Source organism: Pontibacillus yanchengensis, from assembly GCF_009856295.1.
GTDB lineage: Bacteria > Bacillota > Bacilli > Bacillales > BH030062 > Pontibacillus > Pontibacillus yanchengensis_A.
Genome location: NZ_WMEU01000012.1, coordinates 19,915 through 38,915, shown reverse-complemented (window position 1 = coordinate 38,915; position 19,001 = coordinate 19,915). Strand labels below are relative to the sequence as shown.

17 protein-coding genes are annotated in these 19,001 nt (G+C 36.5%); 16 read left to right on the top strand and 1 reads right to left on the bottom strand.

The features are described 5' to 3' along the window. Positions 1 to 265: 265 nt before the first annotated feature. The 15 genes from GLW08_RS20325 (at position 266) to GLW08_RS20255 (ending at position 17,752) form a co-directional block, all read left to right on the top strand. Complete coding sequence (locus tag GLW08_RS20325) at positions 266 to 1,147, top strand: S1 RNA-binding domain-containing protein (protein ID WP_160850443.1); 882 nt, start codon at positions 266 to 268, stop codon at positions 1,145 to 1,147. 10 nt (positions 1,148 to 1,157) lie between these two features. Continuing rightward, positions 1,158 to 2,063, top strand: a complete 906-nt coding sequence (locus tag GLW08_RS20320; protein ID WP_160850442.1) for a hypothetical protein — start codon at positions 1,158 to 1,160, stop codon at positions 2,061 to 2,063. 16 nt (positions 2,064 to 2,079) lie between these two features. Further along, positions 2,080 to 2,814, top strand: coding sequence for an SAF domain-containing protein (locus GLW08_RS20315; RefSeq protein WP_160850441.1), 735 nt, complete (start codon positions 2,080 to 2,082; stop codon positions 2,812 to 2,814). A gap of 16 nt (positions 2,815 to 2,830) precedes the next feature. After that, complete coding sequence (locus GLW08_RS20310; protein WP_160850440.1) at positions 2,831 to 3,967, top strand: AAA family ATPase; 1,137 nt, start codon at positions 2,831 to 2,833, stop codon at positions 3,965 to 3,967. Then, positions 3,964 to 5,523 (top strand): ATPase, T2SS/T4P/T4SS family, encoded by a 1,560-nt coding sequence (locus GLW08_RS20305; RefSeq protein WP_160850439.1) that lies wholly within the window; start codon positions 3,964 to 3,966, stop codon positions 5,521 to 5,523. The genes GLW08_RS20310 and GLW08_RS20305 overlap by 4 nt, the downstream gene beginning before the upstream one ends. Then, complete coding sequence (locus GLW08_RS20300) at positions 5,524 to 6,471, top strand: hypothetical protein (protein WP_160850438.1); 948 nt, start codon at positions 5,524 to 5,526, stop codon at positions 6,469 to 6,471. Positions 6,472 to 6,485: 14 nt separating this feature from the next. Further along, a complete protein-coding gene (locus GLW08_RS20295; RefSeq protein WP_160850437.1) occupies positions 6,486 to 7,385 on the top strand; it encodes a hypothetical protein in 900 nt (299 codons plus the stop codon). A 52-nt stretch (positions 7,386 to 7,437) separates the two neighbouring features. After that, positions 7,438 to 7,611 carry a hypothetical protein gene (locus GLW08_RS20290; protein ID WP_160850436.1) on the top strand — a complete coding sequence of 58 codons (174 nt, stop codon included), beginning with the start codon at positions 7,438 to 7,440 and terminating at the stop codon, positions 7,609 to 7,611. A 63-nt stretch (positions 7,612 to 7,674) separates the two neighbouring features. Continuing rightward, complete coding sequence (locus GLW08_RS20285; protein WP_160850435.1) at positions 7,675 to 8,061, top strand: hypothetical protein; 387 nt, start codon at positions 7,675 to 7,677, stop codon at positions 8,059 to 8,061. A 14-nt stretch (positions 8,062 to 8,075) separates the two neighbouring features. Continuing rightward, positions 8,076 to 8,594: a hypothetical protein gene (locus GLW08_RS20280; protein ID WP_160850434.1), complete on the top strand. Its 519-nt coding sequence runs from the start codon at positions 8,076 to 8,078 to the stop codon at positions 8,592 to 8,594. A gap of 249 nt (positions 8,595 to 8,843) precedes the next feature. After that, positions 8,844 to 10,079, top strand: coding sequence for an Ig-like domain-containing protein (locus tag GLW08_RS20275; protein WP_160850433.1), 1,236 nt, complete (start codon positions 8,844 to 8,846; stop codon positions 10,077 to 10,079). A 172-nt stretch (positions 10,080 to 10,251) separates the two neighbouring features. Then, positions 10,252 to 15,657, top strand: a complete 5,406-nt coding sequence (locus GLW08_RS20270) for a PKD domain-containing protein (RefSeq protein WP_160850432.1) — start codon at positions 10,252 to 10,254, stop codon at positions 15,655 to 15,657. A 134-nt stretch (positions 15,658 to 15,791) separates the two neighbouring features. After that, positions 15,792 to 16,091 (top strand): helix-turn-helix domain-containing protein, encoded by a 300-nt coding sequence (locus GLW08_RS20265; RefSeq protein ID WP_160850431.1) that lies wholly within the window; start codon positions 15,792 to 15,794, stop codon positions 16,089 to 16,091. Continuing rightward, positions 16,088 to 17,452 (top strand): hypothetical protein, encoded by a 1,365-nt coding sequence (locus tag GLW08_RS20260; RefSeq protein ID WP_160850430.1) that lies wholly within the window; start codon positions 16,088 to 16,090, stop codon positions 17,450 to 17,452. Before GLW08_RS20265 ends, GLW08_RS20260 begins: the two co-directional genes overlap by 4 nt. A gap of 21 nt (positions 17,453 to 17,473) precedes the next feature. Then, positions 17,474 to 17,752, top strand: coding sequence for a hypothetical protein (locus GLW08_RS20255; protein WP_160850429.1), 279 nt, complete (start codon positions 17,474 to 17,476; stop codon positions 17,750 to 17,752). A gap of 153 nt (positions 17,753 to 17,905) precedes the next feature. Here the strand turns inward: GLW08_RS20255 and GLW08_RS20250 are convergent, their stop codons facing one another. Further along, positions 17,906 to 18,574 (bottom strand): hypothetical protein, encoded by a 669-nt coding sequence (locus GLW08_RS20250; RefSeq protein ID WP_160850428.1) that lies wholly within the window; start codon positions 18,572 to 18,574, stop codon positions 17,906 to 17,908. A gap of 182 nt (positions 18,575 to 18,756) precedes the next feature. On the opposite strand from GLW08_RS20250, the gene GLW08_RS20245 reads away from it, so the two are divergent. Next, on the top strand, positions 18,757 to 18,966 hold the full coding sequence (locus tag GLW08_RS20245; protein WP_160850427.1) for a hypothetical protein: 210 nt from the start codon (positions 18,757 to 18,759) through the stop codon (positions 18,964 to 18,966). The last annotated feature ends 35 nt before the right edge of the window (positions 18,967 to 19,001 follow it).

Genomic DNA, 19,001 nt, shown 5'->3' with positions numbered 1-19,001 from the left:
TAAGGAAGGACTACTAGGCATTTTTACTCCATATGTCATAAGTAATATCTATTAGAAATTAAAATTAACACTTGAATTTTTTTCTAAACTTATATATCCTTTGTTTTAGAAACTTTTAAATTACATTCTGAATATTTTCAAGGCGGAAAACGCAATTTTCTCTAATCGAGCTGATTAGGGAGAGTTGCGTTTTTTTTATTATCCAAAACCGCTGATTACAGAGAGCATTATGTAAGCTCAGAACAAAACGAAGGGGGAGGACTTAATGAACAATGTACTGTTGGAGATGTTGAGAGAATCCGCAGCTAGAAAGTGGGTTCAATACGGTGAAGTCGAAACAATTCGAGATGTAACCGTTGGAAATCAAAAAGAGAAATTGATCATTATCAACTATCAAGGTGAATTTGTTTATTGTAAGGAAGAGGATTTTGAAGAGCGTAAGCTAGGGAGCTATCAAGGGTTTATGCAAACAAGGGTCCCATTTACTGTTAAAGACATTACTGAGGATGAAAATGGAAGCGTGATAACAGTAAGCCGTATTGAAGGTTTGAAAAAGGTTGCAGAGCAATTTATTCAAAGCGTTCGTGAAGGCGATGTGGTGAAAGGGACTGTAACTGGTGTAGATGACAATGGCTTAGTTTTCCTAGAAGTGAATGGCTATCCTTGTATTATCCCTCCAGGACAGTGGAGCATTGAGCGACCTCCTAATCTCAAAGAGACTACTCCTATTGGTACGGTGGTTGAAGCAAAAGTTCTTACAGTAGATGCACTAGAGAACAAACAGAAAACATCCGTATCTCATAGAGTACGCTTAAGTCGTAGAGATTTACAAATCAATGAGTTGGAAGAGCGTTGGAAGAATATAGACGCTTACTACAAACCAAATGACAATGTTTCCGTAAAAATTACAGGGCAAGCTGTTGGACATAATTCTTACTTTTGCGAATTACCGAATGGAATTTCAATTATTGGTAACTTAACAAGTCCGCTTCGTGATAAATACAATGACTACCTTCCGCCAGGGGTAAAAGCAACGGGCGTTATCAAATTCCTCGATAAGGACAATCGCCGAGGAAAGATGATTATACGTAAGGTGGAAGCAAATCATGCTAACATCTTGCAAAATCAGACGTTCGGTGCACTCTAAGGGCTGAACAATGGATATTTGGAAAGATTCACATGATTCCGTATCCCTTTATGATGATCCTACGTTAGACATTGAAATGTTTCGATGGGATCGAAGACCAGATTTAAACCTGGATGTGGTTCAACATAGAATTTTAACGGGGCAAATTACAGAAACGGATATTGATATAGCAGTTACATTAGCAAGGGCAACCTTACTAACGGAAAAACAACTAAGAGCACTCTATAAGCCTAAGTTCCCTCAAGAACATAAGTTAGGTACTCGCCTTCGTGTCCTTCAAAAAAACGGGTGGTTGGACGCATGGAGAGTTGAAAGCTCTTATAACAAACGGGAGTATCTTTGGTCAATTGGAATCGCTGCAAAAAACTACTTGGGGTTCCTGCTGGGGTTAAAGGATCTACCAAATCCAATTAAGATAGCGAGTTCCATAGATGGCCATCTGTTTTATCCGCTGCTAAATGATATTCGCATTCAACTACTTCAAAAAAAGGTGTTAGACCGAAATAAGTTTTTGTTCTTCCCTTTTATTTCGCCAGAAGTAGAACAACCACATGCAGTGTTTCAACTGGATACGCCAGCTGGGAAGATGGAGTTCATTGTAGAGCGGTTGCAACAAAAAAGCCGTCCTCTACGCTTTATGAAGCGGAAGTTATCACAGTATCGAAAGTATCATGCCAAACATGAAACTTTACCTAAAGTTTTTGAAGACAGTAAACAAACGGTGCTTGTATGGAGTGTTTCAGCTGATGAAGGTATTCGATCCTTGGTGCATTCATTCGATTCATTTGAACAGGATTTCATGCAACTATTTATCGTAGATGAACATTTACATAATATTCGTACCGCTTGGAGAACTGCAGAGCAAGAAGAAAACGATGTGTCCATTGATGTATTTGATATGGACTTCATCACATGAATATGGAGGAGAATGCATGACCAGAAAATTCAACAAAAATCATTTCATTGCTTTGGTCTGTTTCTCATTATTTATCGGGGCCGTCATAGTTCAAGAAATGAATGTTTTTGGTGATTTGGATTCCGTAGATGTCGTAGTAGCTAAACATCAACTAGACAAGGACACACTAATCGAAGAAGAGGACTTGGTTATCAAATCAGTTCCGCGAGAAATGTATCATGAAAATATGATCAAGAAAAAAGAAGAGATAGTAGGAAATCGAACGATCCAAACGTTGGATACCAGTTCATTCATTTCACCAAAGTATTTATATAACGGTCAATTATTGCCAACAGATGCACATGATATCTTTCCAATACCTAACAAATGGCTACTTGAGCTACAAGGAACACTTAGACGTTATGACGAGGTCAACATCAAGGCTGTTCATAATAAAAATGTAGCTCAGAATAAACAAGCTATTGATGGAGAGGAAGATTTACTATCTGAGGATGAATTAAGAGAACAAGTTGACCAAAACAATGCGAACAATGAGGAAAACGTAAATGAAGGTAAGTATATATTTACAAAGGTACCTGTTGCGTATGTAAAGAACACGCAAAACGGGGAAGTAACAGGTGCTAATTTTACTGATGATCGCTTAAACGGAACTTCTGCACCAGCTGAGATTGAGCTTTCCTTAACGCCAGACCAATTTGATAAATTGAGTCAACTCAATCAGGCAGGGTATGAGTTTATCTTAAGTCGATAGGAAAGGATGATGTTAGATGAGAGTAGGTGTACATTCTAGTAGAGCGAATATCACTCAAACGCTCGAGTCCATACCATCTATTCAAGCTGTACAGGAGTTTAGCTCAATAGATGAACTGAAAAAAGATAAAAAGGTGAAAGCTATTCTTTTGGACCAAAATGGATTCAACACTCAAGATCTATTATCGTTTCGTGAAGTTTTTCCTAATCACCACTTTATTATATTGATGAAAGAGAAAGATGAGTTCTTCGAAAAGTCATGCATAGCTCATGACATAAAACCTGTATTTAATGATATAAGAGACGATGAGTTGAAAAATATAATTCAGACAAGTTGGTTCAAAGAAAAAGAGAATACGGATAATGACCACGTTATTGCTATTCGTGGGACACACCGCCAATGTGGTACTACACAAACGTCCTTATCCTTAGCAAGATCTTTTGCCGCATATAACCGACGTGTAGCTGTTGTAGGTTTAAACCCCTATAACCCAGGCTATGTTCGAGGTTTGGATAACAAGTATTCTCTTGATTATATATACGACCATTTAGAAAGTGACGTTATACGTGATGCTGAGACACTTATGAAGTATATGGATGAGTCACATGGAGTTCATTATTTGCCAGGAAACTCAGACCTATACAAAGCGCCAAGCTTCAAGGAAACACCTATTAAACGAATGATTCAATATCTGAAAAGAGAATTCGATATAGTGATTTTGGATGTAGGAAGCTTCTATGATTCTTTCCTAGCAATGACAGCGTTGAAAGAAGCTGGTACACATATCTTAATTGCCACGCAAGAAGTTATCTCTCTAAACGAATATCAACGTTGGAACGAACAAATCATAGATAAATTTGATTTAGAGTTGCCTTCTTCGTATTTAGTGGTCAACAAGTATGCTACCAATGCCATCATTACTCCTAAGCATATTTCAGAGACATTGGATATTCCTATGATTAGTCATATACCTTTCTTCCCTGAAGCAGCCGACGCTGAATATGAGGATGGGGTTTTGTACGATACGATATTCAAACCTTATAACAGGGCGATTGATGGAATTGCTAAAGCATTGAATCAAGAACTAGTAAGTGAAGGGAAAAAAGCAAATAAGAATTGGTTTTCTTCCATTAAGGAGAAGATGTTCTCATGACAAATTCAGTAATAGAAAAAGAGCATTATGTATCTCCTGACCAACGTCGAGCACTTGATATCAAGAATCAATTAAACAGCCAAACGACAATCAATGATGATGAATTCTCGTCTACTTCTGCTGTATATGATGCTTTTTATAGCTTGTGTGACCAAGCTAAAGACTATGTTTATGAGGTTTACGATGAAAAGGTACAGCAAAACAAAGAAGGTAATAGCCAAGAGAATTACGTGGGAATCTATCATAATGCTATGAGAGGCGTTCCAGAGCATGTGAACATGATTAAAAAGACTATTGAAAACTATATTTCCAATAGCGGTAAAAAAGATATTGTTCACCCACCTTACTATCTGAACTTAGTAGAAGCGGTTTTTGAAGAAGAGTTTGGTTGGGGACCCTTAGCTTTCTTTAAGTACGAAAAAGAAAGTGAAGGTGCTCAAGCTATAGGGAAAGATATCAAAATTAAACGTAATTGGGGTTGGGAGCTTCAATCCTTTGGTTTTCGTTCAGAGGAACGTGTCTTCAAAGTAGCAGACCGCTTCGCCAACATGTATCCAGATACACAATTAAATGCTTATTCAAAACCGGAAGTTGAAACAAGAACATTCGATAATTATCGTATCTCTATCATGATCCCTTATAGAATGCATCGTGAACCTAAGATTACAATTCGACGGAAGAAAGTACAAGATTACAAGTTTGAGGTTCAGGCAAATTACGGAACCATTCCAAGCGAATCTATCCCATTGTTTCAAAACCTAAGCCACCTACTGTGTAATGGTATTTTGGCAGGCCCTCCTGGATGTGGAAAGTCAACCATGCTTCAAACCATCATGGGGGAGTTCTTATATACAAATCGGCAAGGCAAGCTAACTCCAGAGCCACTAAATACAATGTATTCAGAGGTTGTGGCAGAGTTTGATCCTCGCTCACAATTTCCAAACACGTTCTGTGATCACATTATCGGAGAAGGTGAGGAATTTGAGAAGGATATTCCAAAGGCAATGTTAAGACATGATATTCACCGAGTTGTTTGTGGTGAAATCCGCGAGCATGAAGCAGGTCTTTATCGTCGCTCAAGTATTCAAGGTATCAAACAGGTATTAGGTACATTACATGACTTAGACCCGATGGATATACCTGAAATTCTCTCTAGTCTTTATATGCAGTATTTCAGTCATGATTTTAATCCGGATTTAGTCTACAAAGCTTTTGCCAAAAACGTTCATTACTCTATCTCGATGGATGAATTCTATCAAGAAAGTGATGATGAAGACGATGAGCTAGTCAAAAAAGTAGAATCCATCCAGATATATGACTTCGATAATGCAACATTCAAGTTAAATATGCACCGAATCATGTTATACGACGACTTAACAGATACGTGGACATTCAACGCAGACCTACCGAAGCGGTTTCAGCGTATAGCAAGGAAATATAATAAAAGGTATTTCATGGAGTTTAAGAGAGTGCTAGAAGAACTGGCAGAGAAATATCCAATGGAAGAGGAAGAACGAGTAATCTCAGGTAACTACTTTGCGAAAAGGGGGAGTTAGATGGCTGCATACCTAAGTATCATTTTGAAATATGCTACGTACTTAGTAGGCATTATAGGGATGATAGCTGTCTTTGCCAACATTGGTTTTAGCTTTAGAAATGTTAAGGCACGATATAAGATCAATCGCAAAAAACGTTCTGCTATCGTGAATACAAAGTGGTTGAAAATAACTCCATTTCGCCAGTATAACCACCTGTTGGCTTCCGCTTTTCCAAAGTATCAATATCACATGTTCTATAAGGTTCTTTTATATCACTTAACTGGTTTCATTTTTGTTTTGGTGATTAACCTTACTATCACAGGTAATAGAGGATACTCTATACTCACTGCCTTGCTAGTTAGTTATGGAATTCCTATTGGTTATGCTTACTTTCGCCACAAACAGATTCAATCCTTACTTCAAGAACACATTACAGATGCAACAGTAGAGTTACTGAAATCTTATCAACGCTCCCATAACAATATGTTATATGCCTTGAAGGATGTTTCAGAAGAATTGGATGGAAAACTAGGTGTTATCTTTGCGAAGATGTTTGCTCGTATGCATGACGATGATGAAATCAAAGAGATGGCCATTGAGACATTTGCCTTTCAGTTAGGGCGACTCACAAGAGCAAAGAACCTCTCAGTTACTATTCTTAAGGCATGTAAGGATGGTTCAGACGTTGAGATTTTACTTAACGATATCGTAAAAGACATGTCGAATATGAAGATGAGAGCAAGAGAAGCGGAGACAGAATCAGCAGAAGTTGCGTATATGGGGTATCTACCTTTACCAATGACATTTGCTCTTATTTACTTAAATGATCGCTTCCTTATAAAAGGGGAAGCCCTACATTACCATTTCAATACACCGGAAGGATTCCAGGTATTTATGTGGTCTATGATTCTAGGAGTTATTAATCTAGGGTTAGCTATCATGGTAAAACGTCCTAGTAGAAGATAAGTGGAGGTGAACGAATGAAAGAGTTTTTGTATCAGTATTTTCAAGAGGGCTACATTATTTTAATAGCAGTTCTCCTTCTTTTGACATTCTTATACTCGGTCCAAAGTGGACACGATGAACGCCGGAAAAGAAGATTTAAAGCTAGTCGTCTTACAGACCAAGGCAAGGAATGGTTGCAAAAATTACAAAATCCAAAGTACGACCGATTCTTTCGCTCTTATGGTCTTCCTGCTTACTTTACTAGTGCACGTTATAACGGTGTTCGAGTACTCATTCTAGCAACGCTTCTAATTATTAGTATGGTAGAGTTTGCTTTCAATATTAATATACTAGCTACAACGGAAACGATCACACTATTGCTTTTACCAATCGCAATGGCACCTGTAAAACCAATGCCAGCACTTTATATCTTTAGGGCGATTCGTAAGCGCTATATCAAGGATAAAAACGAAGAAGTGTACCAGCTATATAACGAAATTAAAGCAGAGTTTAAGTCACGAGGAAGACGTATTCGTAATTTATACCATTTGATGAACCGCTTGGTTCCTTATTATAAGACAATAAGACCAACCTTAGAACGAATGATGCCATTATTAGAACAAAAGGAATTTCATAAGGCTTGGGATTTATTTGAAGAAGACATTGGTAGTGAAGAAGCTACATCATTAGCTGTTCTTATGAAAGATATTGAGGATAAATCCTTTGATGAAGCCTTTGAATTAATAGAAGAAAGACAAAAGGTCTTTGCCAACAGTATGTATAACGAGTATAAAGAGTACTTAACCAAACGTAAAACCATGATTATGGTAGTGGTTGGCATAGGGGCAGTATTTGTCTTTGCTAATGTATTTGTAGCATTCCAATTATGGTATGGGGATGTAATGGATGCTGTGAACAAGGTTAAAACAGGTTGATTGCCTGGTTAACATAAATAAAATCAATTCTTAATTAGGAGGAATTTTTCTAATGGAAAAAATATTATTAATCTTTGTTGTGCTTATTGTGTTTGTATCTTTTGGTAATGATGCGGTGGATGGAATTAAATCAGATGCGGATACGACTAAGACGAATACTTCTACAGTCATTTCAAATGCAAACACAGACACTTCCGATTTAGCAGGCATTTCAACAAGCAACTAAAACTAATTCATGAGAGAGTGGCATTCGTTGCTGCTCTTTCATAATTTTAATGAGGTGATATGAATGGAAAAGTTAATCATTTTATTTTTGACAATGCCTATTACATTGATCATGTTGTTTCAACCTCAATTAAATGAAGTGGAAGAGGCTAGAAACACCATAGCTAAGGTTGCAATAGAACGAGGTACCGCTCTAGCAGCAGTTGAAGGTTATTATTCCCCGTCCATTATTAAGGAAATGAAAGATATGCTAAAAGAAGTAGGGTATGAAGAGAATCAAATTAAATTAGAGCATACGCAAGGGGTTGTAAATAGAGGGGAGTATATCTCTGCCCGTATCGAAGTTCCGAATGAGTACACCAATATCTTAATCGATAATATGATTAGTTCAAGTGAAGTAGATTTGAAGCATGTACATGTCTCATCTCTTATGAGTGAATATGTGCAATAAAGTGAGGGTTCATAATGGAGAAAGTGTTTCTTCTGATGTTTGCCGCTATCATGTTTTTTTCTATGGAAAATAGAGATGTTCAAATGAATTTAAAAGAAAGAGCTCTTTTGAACATGCAATATGCGAAAAACAATGCGATTCATGACGCTGGGCTACAAGTGGATGAAGATAGAATAAGTGATATGGAGATTGTCTATGAACAGGGGAGAGCTATTACCGCGTTTAAACAATCGCTAGTTCGAAACTTGAATCTGAATAGTGATCTTACGCCAAAGTTTTCCCACTTCTATAAGAAGCCAATTGAGATCATACATATGGATTTTATTGATTATAGCGGTTATACCAACCCTGTAACTGGTTCTCCCATCTCGTATCCCTTTAAGTCTTTTATATACAAATTTAAAGATGTATCGAATGGAATTGACATAGAAAGGCCAATAAATGGACCATCAATCGTTGCTATCTTAAAAACTACAATCATTTCGGACGATGAGCCTACTTACTTTGTAGCCATTGAGGAATATAAGTACTAAAAATAGGGTGAAAATCAAGGTTGTTTTTTCAACATATTACTGTTATATTTTAACCATATTACCACTTTTTGCTCATGATGAGCCTGGTTCCGAAGTAGCAAACCCTATGGGTTGCATTCCTATTTTAAGAGAAGGAATGAAACCGATAGGGTTTATTTTTTGGTTACATATCGAAATATAATACATATATATGTATTATATTATAATTTGTGGTAAAATATAATTACAAAGATCAAAGGAGTGGGAGAGATGAAAAAAGCATTTTATACCTTAAGTATGATGATTACAATTCTTATTGCTGTAACGTTTATGGGTAGTGAGCATAGTGAAGCGGAAGAGCTGACGGATATCGTTGACGAAAATAAGGAGTGGACGATAACCTTCAATACATTCTTAGATCCAGCTACCGTTAATAACAACACCGTTTATGTAACGAAAAATGGAGAAATTGTAGGGGATACAGAAGTAGAATACAAGGAAAACGCAGCTACTAGTCAGGTTATCCTAAGAAATAATAATAGTTATGCTGAAGGAGAATACACCTTACATGTTTCTAACGATATTAAGGGAGTAAATGGTGTTTCTTTAAAGGAACGTGTGAGTATGGTATTTAAAGTAAAAGAAGACAACAAAAGTGACTATAAAAATATGTCGTTATCACAGTTAAAAGAAGAGAAAGGTGAGTATGAAATAGTTACTCGAAGAGACTTTCATGGAGAGCATGGTATTGTCAGACAATCTCTAATGGGAGAATGGTATAAAGAATTTATTGAATCAGGAAGAGTAGATGAAGCCCCAGAGCCAACCTTTGAATATCTAACAGGAGATTTTATAGAAGATTATTGGTTTACTAGAAACTATCAAGGAAACTATCCAAAGTATGAGGTTATATCATTTGAGGGGAAAGCTTACAAAGATTCTGTACTTTATAAGCCAGAAACATTCAATAATTTTGAATTGGATTGGGGAGTGAACCAAACGCAAATAAAAGAATGGCTTCCGACTCACCCAGAAAAAGAAGATGGCTTCTTTATAGATGTAGCTTTGTATAGTACGGAGTTCCCTACGTATAAACAAAAGGATATTCATATATCATCATTAGCAAGCGCTGCTTATAAGGTGGATGGAACATTAATGATGGACATTAATGGTCTTTTTGAAAATACATTAGTAGATACTCAATTAGTAGATGGAAATTTAAAGATAACGCACAAAGGAAAATCCATTCAATTATCTACTGGAACTACTGCAGTTAATGGAGTAGAACAGCAACTATCAGTAGAGCCACAATTAAAAGATATAGAAGTTGGAAAGGAAACAAAGCAAGTTCTGTATGCACCGATTGAAGATGTTGTTTGCTTGTTAGGTCTAGATTCCCGTCATTCAAAAACGTTTGGACACTATCAAATAGCAAATTATGATTTAGAAGAGATAGATACTACAGTTAATGAAGGGAAGAAACAGCATATCTTAGGATGGGATTGATTTATTAAGTCAATTGTTAACTAATCTTTCCATTCTTAGAAGTTTGCTGTATAATACCAATTAGAATATTTATACGAAAAGGCGGAAAACGCGAAAAATCCTTTAAATAGGGTTTTTTGCGTTTTTTTTTTGGTTTTTAATTATTAATTTTACAGGAGTAGGTGATATTCCAATGATGTGGAAAAAACCAATGGAAGTATTAAATAAGCGGACTATATTTATTCTTTCATTAATAGGTGTGATCATATTTTCAGCTATACAAGTTGCCTATGCGGATTCCTTGCCTAGGGGATCCTGGTATGATGCAACCAAAAAAGATGGCTATGATCAGGTAACAGACCCTTCTTCAGACCTTTTATTGAATATAAAAAGATTTCTCGAAGAAGATTATGTGTATCATGATGATTGGAAAATAGAAGTAATAAAAACCAATGGTGAAACGGTCCAAGAACAAACTGGTGCTCTGTTAAGGCCCACGATGGATAACGAGGTACATTTAGCAAGAGTGTTTATCAGAGAAGATACTTACTGGAGTCAACACTTTAATGGTAATACAGAGTTCGTAAATCAAACTGAACTTACTATTATTAATGACAAAAGTGGCAAGGAATATGAACGTTGGTACATACGTGATGTAGTTGAGCGTTCAGGAGCCACCCTGGAGGTAGTTAAAACAGGTGAACCAGGAGCTGATAAATTCGAGGAAGGTAAAATAGTCGTAACTCAAACTAAGAGACCACGAGCTAATTTAGATGGTCCTAGTACTGCTAAACAAGGTGAAAATGTCCAATTAAATATATTTGGGGAATCCTTTGTATCTAGTGATAACGAATACTTCTATAATAACGATATTACTTATACCTTGAGAGATAAAACGAATAATACGGTGATTGCTACAAGGAGTGCAAGTGGTTCAACTCTCAATGATAAGATTTACCATCAATTTAGTTCTTCTGGAACAGTGGATTTGGAACTAACAGTTAAAGATCAAGTTAATCGGTCTTCTAAAACAGAAAGCATTTCAATTGATATTGGTGAATCTGACGGTGAACCTGATCCTGAACCTGAGCCAGACCCCGAACCTCAACCCGGTGGTCCAATTGCAGATTTCGAGTATTCTCCCTCTGATTTAGAAAGTGGAGACCAGGTGAGTCTTACAGATAAGTCAGTTCATCCTGATGGAATTGAAATCGTTAAATGGAAATGGAAGTATAAAGGGGAGGATTTTTCCAGTTCTCAAAATCCAAGTTACACATTAAATTCTAAGGTTCATGGTAAGGGGAAGTTTACTCTAACAGTCACAGATGCAAATGGACTATCGGATTCAACAACACAGTATATAACGGTGGAGAAGCCCAATGTACCTCCTGTAGCAGATTTCTTTGTTGAAGATGAATACTATTGGGTAGAGGAAGTTGAAGCACAGAATGATTCTTATGATCCAGACGGTAGTATAGTATCGAATGAATTTGAATTAGATGGTGACTCTAGTTCTCCACCTTGGAATTTTAGTAGGGTGACGGAACCCGAAACTCATTCTGCATCATTATCTGTAACTGATGATAAAGGTGCTACAGATGAAACCAGTAAATCATTTAAGGTATTACCTACAACACCAGTAGCAGATTTTCATGTTGGTGGTATAAAAAAAGAAAATAGAAAAATGGTAGTAGATGCAACGCTTTCTACTGCAAGTACAGAAAGTTCAGACGTAGCTCCAATAGACTACAATAAGACCACATATAAAATCGAGCCTCAAACTTCTGGGATTTCAAAGGATGGAATTAAGATACGAAATAGCTCGGATAAAAGTGAATTGGAGTTTTTAGTAAGAGAATCTGGAAAATACAAAGTTACTGTTACGGTTACTAATAAATATGATGAAACATCTGAACCTGTTTCTAAAGTGGTAGAAGTACAACCAGATAAAAAACCTACAGCTAAGTTTACTGCTACTCAAAAAAACGTTTTAAGGGATTCGAGTGGAAAAGCAAATATTATTCTACAGGATTCTACTCAATCACATGATGGTGACCCGATTAAGCAGCGGATATGGTATGTAGAATATGACTCTAATAATGATAATATTTTTGGAACTATTCAAGACAAACCAAGGGAAGTTGTAAATAGCAAGAACATTCAGAATCTAGTTTTCGAATCGAACAGAGTTGGCTCATACCGTTTTGCTTTAGAAGTGATTGAGCATATACCTGAGAGTGATACTTTAATCGAGTTTATTGATGATAAGCACTATAGAAAAGATATTACAGAACATCATTTTGCAGGAAAAGACGCTACCACTGCTAACTATTTTGATGATCAATATTGGAATTCTGCGAGTAAAGATAAAGCAGTAGAAATAATAAACGCTCCTCCAGTCGTTGATTTTGGAATGCGTAGGGATATCAACGTTAATTTGTTTGTAGATACAGGTGGTCTAATTGAAGCCACACAAAAACACGACCGTGAAAGTTATGGAGATAATACCCGTACCTATAAAGGTTCTTATAGGGAATCCAAAGAACATTACAAAGACCATTATTATTATGATATAGACCATGATGAAGCATCATCTATGCAGTCTGCCTTAGCGGACTTACAATCTAATTTGTTACAAAAGGGTATTAATGCAAATGTTCATCTAGTTAATCATATTCATAACCATCAAGATACCGACGGTGAATGTATTCGAAATGATCCCAATTGGGGTTATACTACTTGGACCACCTATGATTATGATACGCATACCACTACTGACTCAAGTTATAGTCGTTCTGGATGGACGGTAACAGATAGAGACAGAGATGCTGTTTATACGTATGAGGAAGATTTAACTAATACTCAATGTACATTTAATGAGACTGCTGGTGAAACTTCCTGCGACCCTGGTAGTCCCTCTGGTTCTGGATGGAGTAAGAAAGGGTGTATATCTTCAGGTCACAGGGTTACCTGCATATTTACAAAAGATGAAAAAGTTCTAGATTATTATGAATATACCTATGAATTGAGAGATACAGACCATCATTCTGAATATGAAATTCAAAGCTATTCCACCTATGGATGTAGTTCTCAGGATGACGTAGATACCACAGACTTTGTTAATCAATATATAAACTCTGATTTCGAAGATGATAGTGATAACTATTATATTCGATTTGATGATAATGAATGGACATGGTTTAGTAACACGTCCGATAGAAATAGCGTGATTAATACGACAAATAACGAACATGCTTCATTATGGAATTTTGCTCAAGAAAACAATAGAGCTAATTATTATGATGTAATGAGCAATACTTCTACTATAGGTGCATTTAATTTCTACGATAGTGATTTCCATAGCAAATACGCACAAGACATTCAGAACTATTTCTTAGGGCGATATACCTTAAAAGAAGATAGTGAAGAGTTTACTATCCTTCTAGGGGATGAAATTGATTATAGCGTCTCCTATGATGATTACGAAAATGACCCTAAGCTAAAGCAAGAATGGAAATTCACTCATGACAATACGAAGGTTCATGGCCTTACGATAGACAACCAAAAAGGTAAAATAGAGCAAAGTGGTCTTTACGTTGATGAACCGCTGCAGTTAAAGAAACCAGGGACGTACTTAGTCGAGTTAAGGGCTATGGATGACCCAGTATGGTTCGGAGATGACCGCTTCTATAATTACAGAAAATGGTCTGATGAGAGCATCGTAAGGGAGTATAAAGTTCATGTTCACCGAAGACCTATCGCAGAATTTACGTATGACTTAACACCGAAGGGAAATGGAGATTTTGATGTTAGCTTTGATTCATCTCCATCCTACGATGTAGACTTTCAAACGAACCGAGCAGACAAGGGAATCGATGAATATGAATGGAGTTACACAGTAGATGGTACTACGTACGATTCCTTGCCTCCAGGCACATTACAAGGGAATAAATATTATGATGTTACATTAACCGTTACGGATATTCATGGGGCATCTGACAGTATCACAAAACGTATTAGTACGAAGAATGAAAACCTTCGACCAGAAGCTAAATATGAAGTGCAAGATACAGTATCTGAAAGCGAAGAGTTAAACTGGAAAGACTTCTCTAGTGATCCGAATGGTGACCCATTAACAGACTATAGAATGGAGATTCGTAGAGAAGGTAACGACAATGTTATTAGAACCATAAGTGGTTTTCCTGATAGTTTCTCTTCAATGGGATTAGGGGAAGGCTCTTATGTAGCCAGCTTAACGGTAAGAGATATACCACGTGTAGGTAGCTCTTTACGTTCTTACCCATATGAGAAAACCATTAAAGTGTTACCAGACAATGATCCACCTATTTCAAAATTATCTTTAACACCAAACCCTGTACACAAGGGAGATATTCTTAATTACACCGATTCAAGTTCAGACCCGAATGGTGATGAATTAATTAACTATTCTTGGGTAGTCGAGTTGGTGGATGAAGATAATAACGTGCAGCAAACTTGGAACACAGGTGAAAAGCCCGACGATTTAAGAGACTTTGCTGGTATTGGCAGGTATAAGATTACACAGTATGTCTTTGATTCAAGAGGGGCGAAAAACCAGAATACGGATAATTATGTGTATGTTGAAATGATTTTAGGCCCTCAACATCCATATGCTGAATTTGAATGGAGTCCTAAAGAGCTTATGGTTGGTGATAACTTCACATTAGATCCTTTCCGCTCATACGATACGGATGGTTCTGTAGATAAGTATCAATGGACTATAACAGCACCAAATGGAAATGTAACAACGAGCTCAGCAAGAAAACCAACAATAAACAATGCTCTAGAGGGTGACTATGATGTGGAGTTATATGTTTGGGATAATGACAATTTACGTTCCAAAGTACCAGCACAACATACCATTACTGTAGACCCACTTCCACCTAATGAAAAACCAGTAGCAATCTTTACTTGGGAACCTACGAAACCAATGCTAGGAGACACAATATCATTCGATCCTGAAGGTAGTTATGATATAGATGGAGAGATAGTTTCCTATGATTGGCGTTTTGAGGCTAAGGATGGCAGTGTGCAAACATCGTCTGAAGAATACCCTACCATTCTAGCGGATTCTGGAAGTTATGATGTTACACTTACTGTTACCGATGATAGAGGTGCTACTGATAGCACAACTAATGTAGTCGATGTAGATATTGCTGATATAGAAGCGGAAGTAGTGCATACTCTTAAGTGGGGTAAGTATTGGGTAGAGCAAGGGCTTGATAAGGACACAAATGTCTTTAAAGCAGGTGAAAGATTCGTTATAAACGTTACCACTACTCCAGCCCAACGTGTAGAAGGTGAGGTAACATTTAGTGAGATTGGAACTGTAACCATACCTTCCTCTGCATTTACGTTAGTGAGTACCTCTCAATTCGAATATGAATGGCGAGCTGAACTATGGAAAGACGAATTCTATTATATCCCTGATGGTGAGTATATGTTTAGCTTTACAGGGTATCATCCAGAAAACAATCCATATGTAACTAGTGAGGATTTCTATAGAATTGAAATCAGAGGTAATGCTCTGGATGCTATGAACCTTCATAGAAACTACTAAATCTAGCTTTCTTAAGCTAAAGACTTCATGTATAATAAAAGACAGAAGAACATATCGACAGGCGGAAGACGCAAACCACTATTATCCATAGGGGTTTGTGTCTTTTTTTATGTACATAGAAAGGTGTGAAACCAATGGAAAACATAGATGACAGACTAATGCCAATATTTATACCTAGCACAAAAGGGGAGTGTCTTTCCTACTTCAGAAAGGTTTTAACTCTTACACAAATGGATGTTGCGAAAACATGCGAGATAGAAAGAAGTAGTATCTCTAAGATGGAGAATGGGGACATAGAAGTTCATGTTGTAGCTTGGAATTTCATTACACACCAGGTATATACGACACTAGAGATTAAATCTAACGGAATATCCTATCAGGATTTTAATAGGTTTTTAAATAAGTTATATGAACAAGAGAGTGTTAGCTTATGAAGGATATCTTAATAGGAACTGGAGACGAGTATTTAGATGATTTTCTAAAAAAGGACATAGAACACAACGAAATTGGTAAGGTCCAAAGAATAGTCAGTACAAGAAAGCATCTTGTTAAGAGCGTAAATGAGTTTGCACCAGATATGATCATCGTTGGTGAGGATTTAATAGGCGAAGGTTCTGAGGAGGAATCGGACCAAGAATGGGAAGCGGTTATTGAGGAAATTAGGCGTTTGAGTTTTGACTTGAGAATCGTCTTTTATTGTGAGCGTAAGGAAGACGACATCTTTCTCACAAAGCTAACCACGCTGAATGTAACAGATATTTTCAATGAGGGTAAATTACCTGCAGGTTACCTTAATCAATTAACGAGCGGACCTGATTATAAGAATATCGAGCGGTTTAGGCACAAGGTTAAGAATGTACAAGAAGAGTTGCAAAAGGAAAAAGAGGTGCAGCAAGAAAGAGAAGCAGAAGATATTATGATGAAAGGCCGGATGCCTAAATTTGGCTCTGTTCTTTCAAATCAGGCACCTGTATATGAACAGCTCATGATCCGTCCTAAATTAATCGTCTTTGCTAGTTCATATGAGGGAGCAGGTTCATCTTCTATGGCCAGACTCTTTGCAGAATATCTTACTAACCTTAATCTGTCCGTGGGTGTGCTAGAAAGTCCATATAGCAAACCCTATTGGTTTGATTCATTAAATGCTTTATCTCAAATAAGTGAAAACTGGAAGAGTTGGCATTCTCTTATCAATGAAGGCTATGAAGTTTCAGAAGGAAGTGACTTGGTCATAGATGATGTTACCTATTTAGTGAAACATCCTGATGATAAGATTAAAGATTGGAATATCATGAAATCTGCTTATCTTATTGGTTATGCAAGGCAAATACCGCTTCTTATTTATGACATGTCCCATAGTTTTAACCAGGATGAAGAAAAACTCATATTAAAACAAGCCAATCACATAGTGTTTACAAGTGGTTATGATCCCGTTAGGATCAACCGTAATATAGGTTACTTTGACGAATATTTTGACGAGAGTATAGTAGACAAGATGACTTTGGTATTAAATCATTCTACAGATGTACTGAAAAAGAAATATGCTAAAGAAGTAGCACAAACATATGGTTTTCAAGATGCCAAATTTTCTATACCAATTCCACATATCGAAGGCATGACCTTATCTATGGTTGAAGGGAAGTCCCCCTGGTCAATATTAGAAGATGACCAGAAAGAAATTCTAGAAGAAGAGATGGGGAGTATTGCTATTGATTTGTTAGGTGAGGAATTATTTGAAAAGCTACAACCAAAGAAGAAAAAAGGATTTAAGCTACCATTTATGAAAAAGCAATAAGAGGCAGGATGGAGGATTACTATGATGGATATTACTATCCAAAAGCAACAAATAAAGGAAATACAACATTCAATGGAATATAATTTTGATATTATTCAAGAAGATGATGATAGATGGGTTGTTCCCGTATCTTATTGCCAAATGGGGTGTAGTATTACGAGTCATGTCTTATTTGGTTTAGAAGAGAATGCTAGATACTATGCTGCTAAACATACGTTTCTAGGGAAACATCCAACTTATAAAGGATCTTGTTGGGAGTGTGTGCAGAAAGATTTGGATAGAGATTTAACAATATATTAGCAAGGTTGACGCTCTGAATATGTTATAGGCATACTCGGAGTGTTTTTTTATGTTTATTCCCCTTTCCATAGGTTAAGTTGGAAGAACAATAAGTAAATCGTCATTATAAATCAGAAATACAAAGGTAAAAAAAACGGCCCGAAGGCCGTTTTTTTAGTCTCTGTTGTAAGTTGAGTATGTGAAGCCTTCCTCAATATTTTTTCTTGCAGTATATGTGGTTGAAGTACTAGCAGAAACTGAGAATCCAGCAGCTTCAAATCCAGCTGATGCTCCTTGATCAATTTCTACTTCAATTGTAGCAGCTCCTGAAATTTGTACTTCAGTAGTTGGGTATGAACCATCAGTTGCTACGTCAGAAGCCTGCTTATTCACTAAGTCATGATTTCCGCTGGAAGTAGTCCAATACATGTTATCTACAGCATTGATTTGACGGAATGAACCCGAATCGTAAAGCTCAAGAACAGCGTTCAAGGTACTAGTTAAGCCATTATCTACTCTAGATTCACTCACCGTATATAAGCTAGTTCCTTGTGTAGTTACGTCTCCTTGTAAGGACATGGCTTTTTTGTTTGCCTTTTCTACTGTACTTTCCTTTAGTAATTTTCCAGTTTCTTTATCATAAACCTTGATTGTTTCTGAATCAGAAGTTGATTCTCGCTCTAAATTAACACTTGATTTTTCATAAGGTATCTCCACTTGAATATCTAGAATTTTTGTCTTAAAACTGCCTTCCTTAGCAGCGGCATAAGAGGTGTCACCAAAGCTAACCATCATCAGAGCAAGGGCAAACAAAAAAGCTGGAATCAACAATACTTTCTTCACAACTATCTCCTCCTTAAATTTTCCAAAAATTTGTTACATTTTGTAATTTAACATTTAATGTAAATTTATAAAACAGTAAATTTAAAATTTTTACAATTTTTTAGTAAATTATTGAAATGTAAATATAAATCTGTTTAGCTAGAATTTAAATAGATTTAATGTGTTGAAGGAGGAAATTTAAATTGAATGATGATGTTAATCAAAAGTTAAGTAACATTGATAATTCTATGTCCGACATTGGTTCTCATATCGATATACTGAAAAAATCATTAGCAATGATGATGGATGATATTTATACACAATTAGTAATATTAAATGTACTAATGGCAATAATTGCTCTTACATTGATAATAGGGATGAGCCTGGTAATCAAGAAATATCGAGACAAATAATGTTTAAAAAAAAGAGGCTGGGACAAAACTATAAT

Coding starts and splice junctions, on each gene's coding strand:
- GLW08_RS20290 (WP_160850436.1), top strand. CDS start 7,438: ATGGAAAAAATATTATTAATCTTTGTTGTGCTTATTGTGTTTGTATCT.
- GLW08_RS20255 (WP_160850429.1), top strand. CDS start 17,474: ATGATGGATATTACTATCCAAAAGCAACAAATAAAGGAAATACAACAT.
- GLW08_RS20295 (WP_160850437.1), top strand. CDS start 6,486: ATGAAAGAGTTTTTGTATCAGTATTTTCAAGAGGGCTACATTATTTTA.
- GLW08_RS20300 (WP_160850438.1), top strand. CDS start 5,524: ATGGCTGCATACCTAAGTATCATTTTGAAATATGCTACGTACTTAGTA.
- GLW08_RS20280 (WP_160850434.1), top strand. CDS start 8,076: ATGGAGAAAGTGTTTCTTCTGATGTTTGCCGCTATCATGTTTTTTTCT.
- GLW08_RS20285 (WP_160850435.1), top strand. CDS start 7,675: ATGGAAAAGTTAATCATTTTATTTTTGACAATGCCTATTACATTGATC.
- GLW08_RS20305 (WP_160850439.1), top strand. CDS start 3,964: ATGACAAATTCAGTAATAGAAAAAGAGCATTATGTATCTCCTGACCAA.
- GLW08_RS20320 (WP_160850442.1), top strand. CDS start 1,158: ATGGATATTTGGAAAGATTCACATGATTCCGTATCCCTTTATGATGAT.
- GLW08_RS20325 (WP_160850443.1), top strand. CDS start 266: ATGAACAATGTACTGTTGGAGATGTTGAGAGAATCCGCAGCTAGAAAG.
- GLW08_RS20310 (WP_160850440.1), top strand. CDS start 2,831: ATGAGAGTAGGTGTACATTCTAGTAGAGCGAATATCACTCAAACGCTC.
- GLW08_RS20315 (WP_160850441.1), top strand. CDS start 2,080: ATGACCAGAAAATTCAACAAAAATCATTTCATTGCTTTGGTCTGTTTC.
- GLW08_RS20275 (WP_160850433.1), top strand. CDS start 8,844: ATGAAAAAAGCATTTTATACCTTAAGTATGATGATTACAATTCTTATT.
- GLW08_RS20265 (WP_160850431.1), top strand. CDS start 15,792: ATGGAAAACATAGATGACAGACTAATGCCAATATTTATACCTAGCACA.
- GLW08_RS20260 (WP_160850430.1), top strand. CDS start 16,088: ATGAAGGATATCTTAATAGGAACTGGAGACGAGTATTTAGATGATTTT.
- GLW08_RS20270 (WP_160850432.1), top strand. CDS start 10,252: ATGATGTGGAAAAAACCAATGGAAGTATTAAATAAGCGGACTATATTT.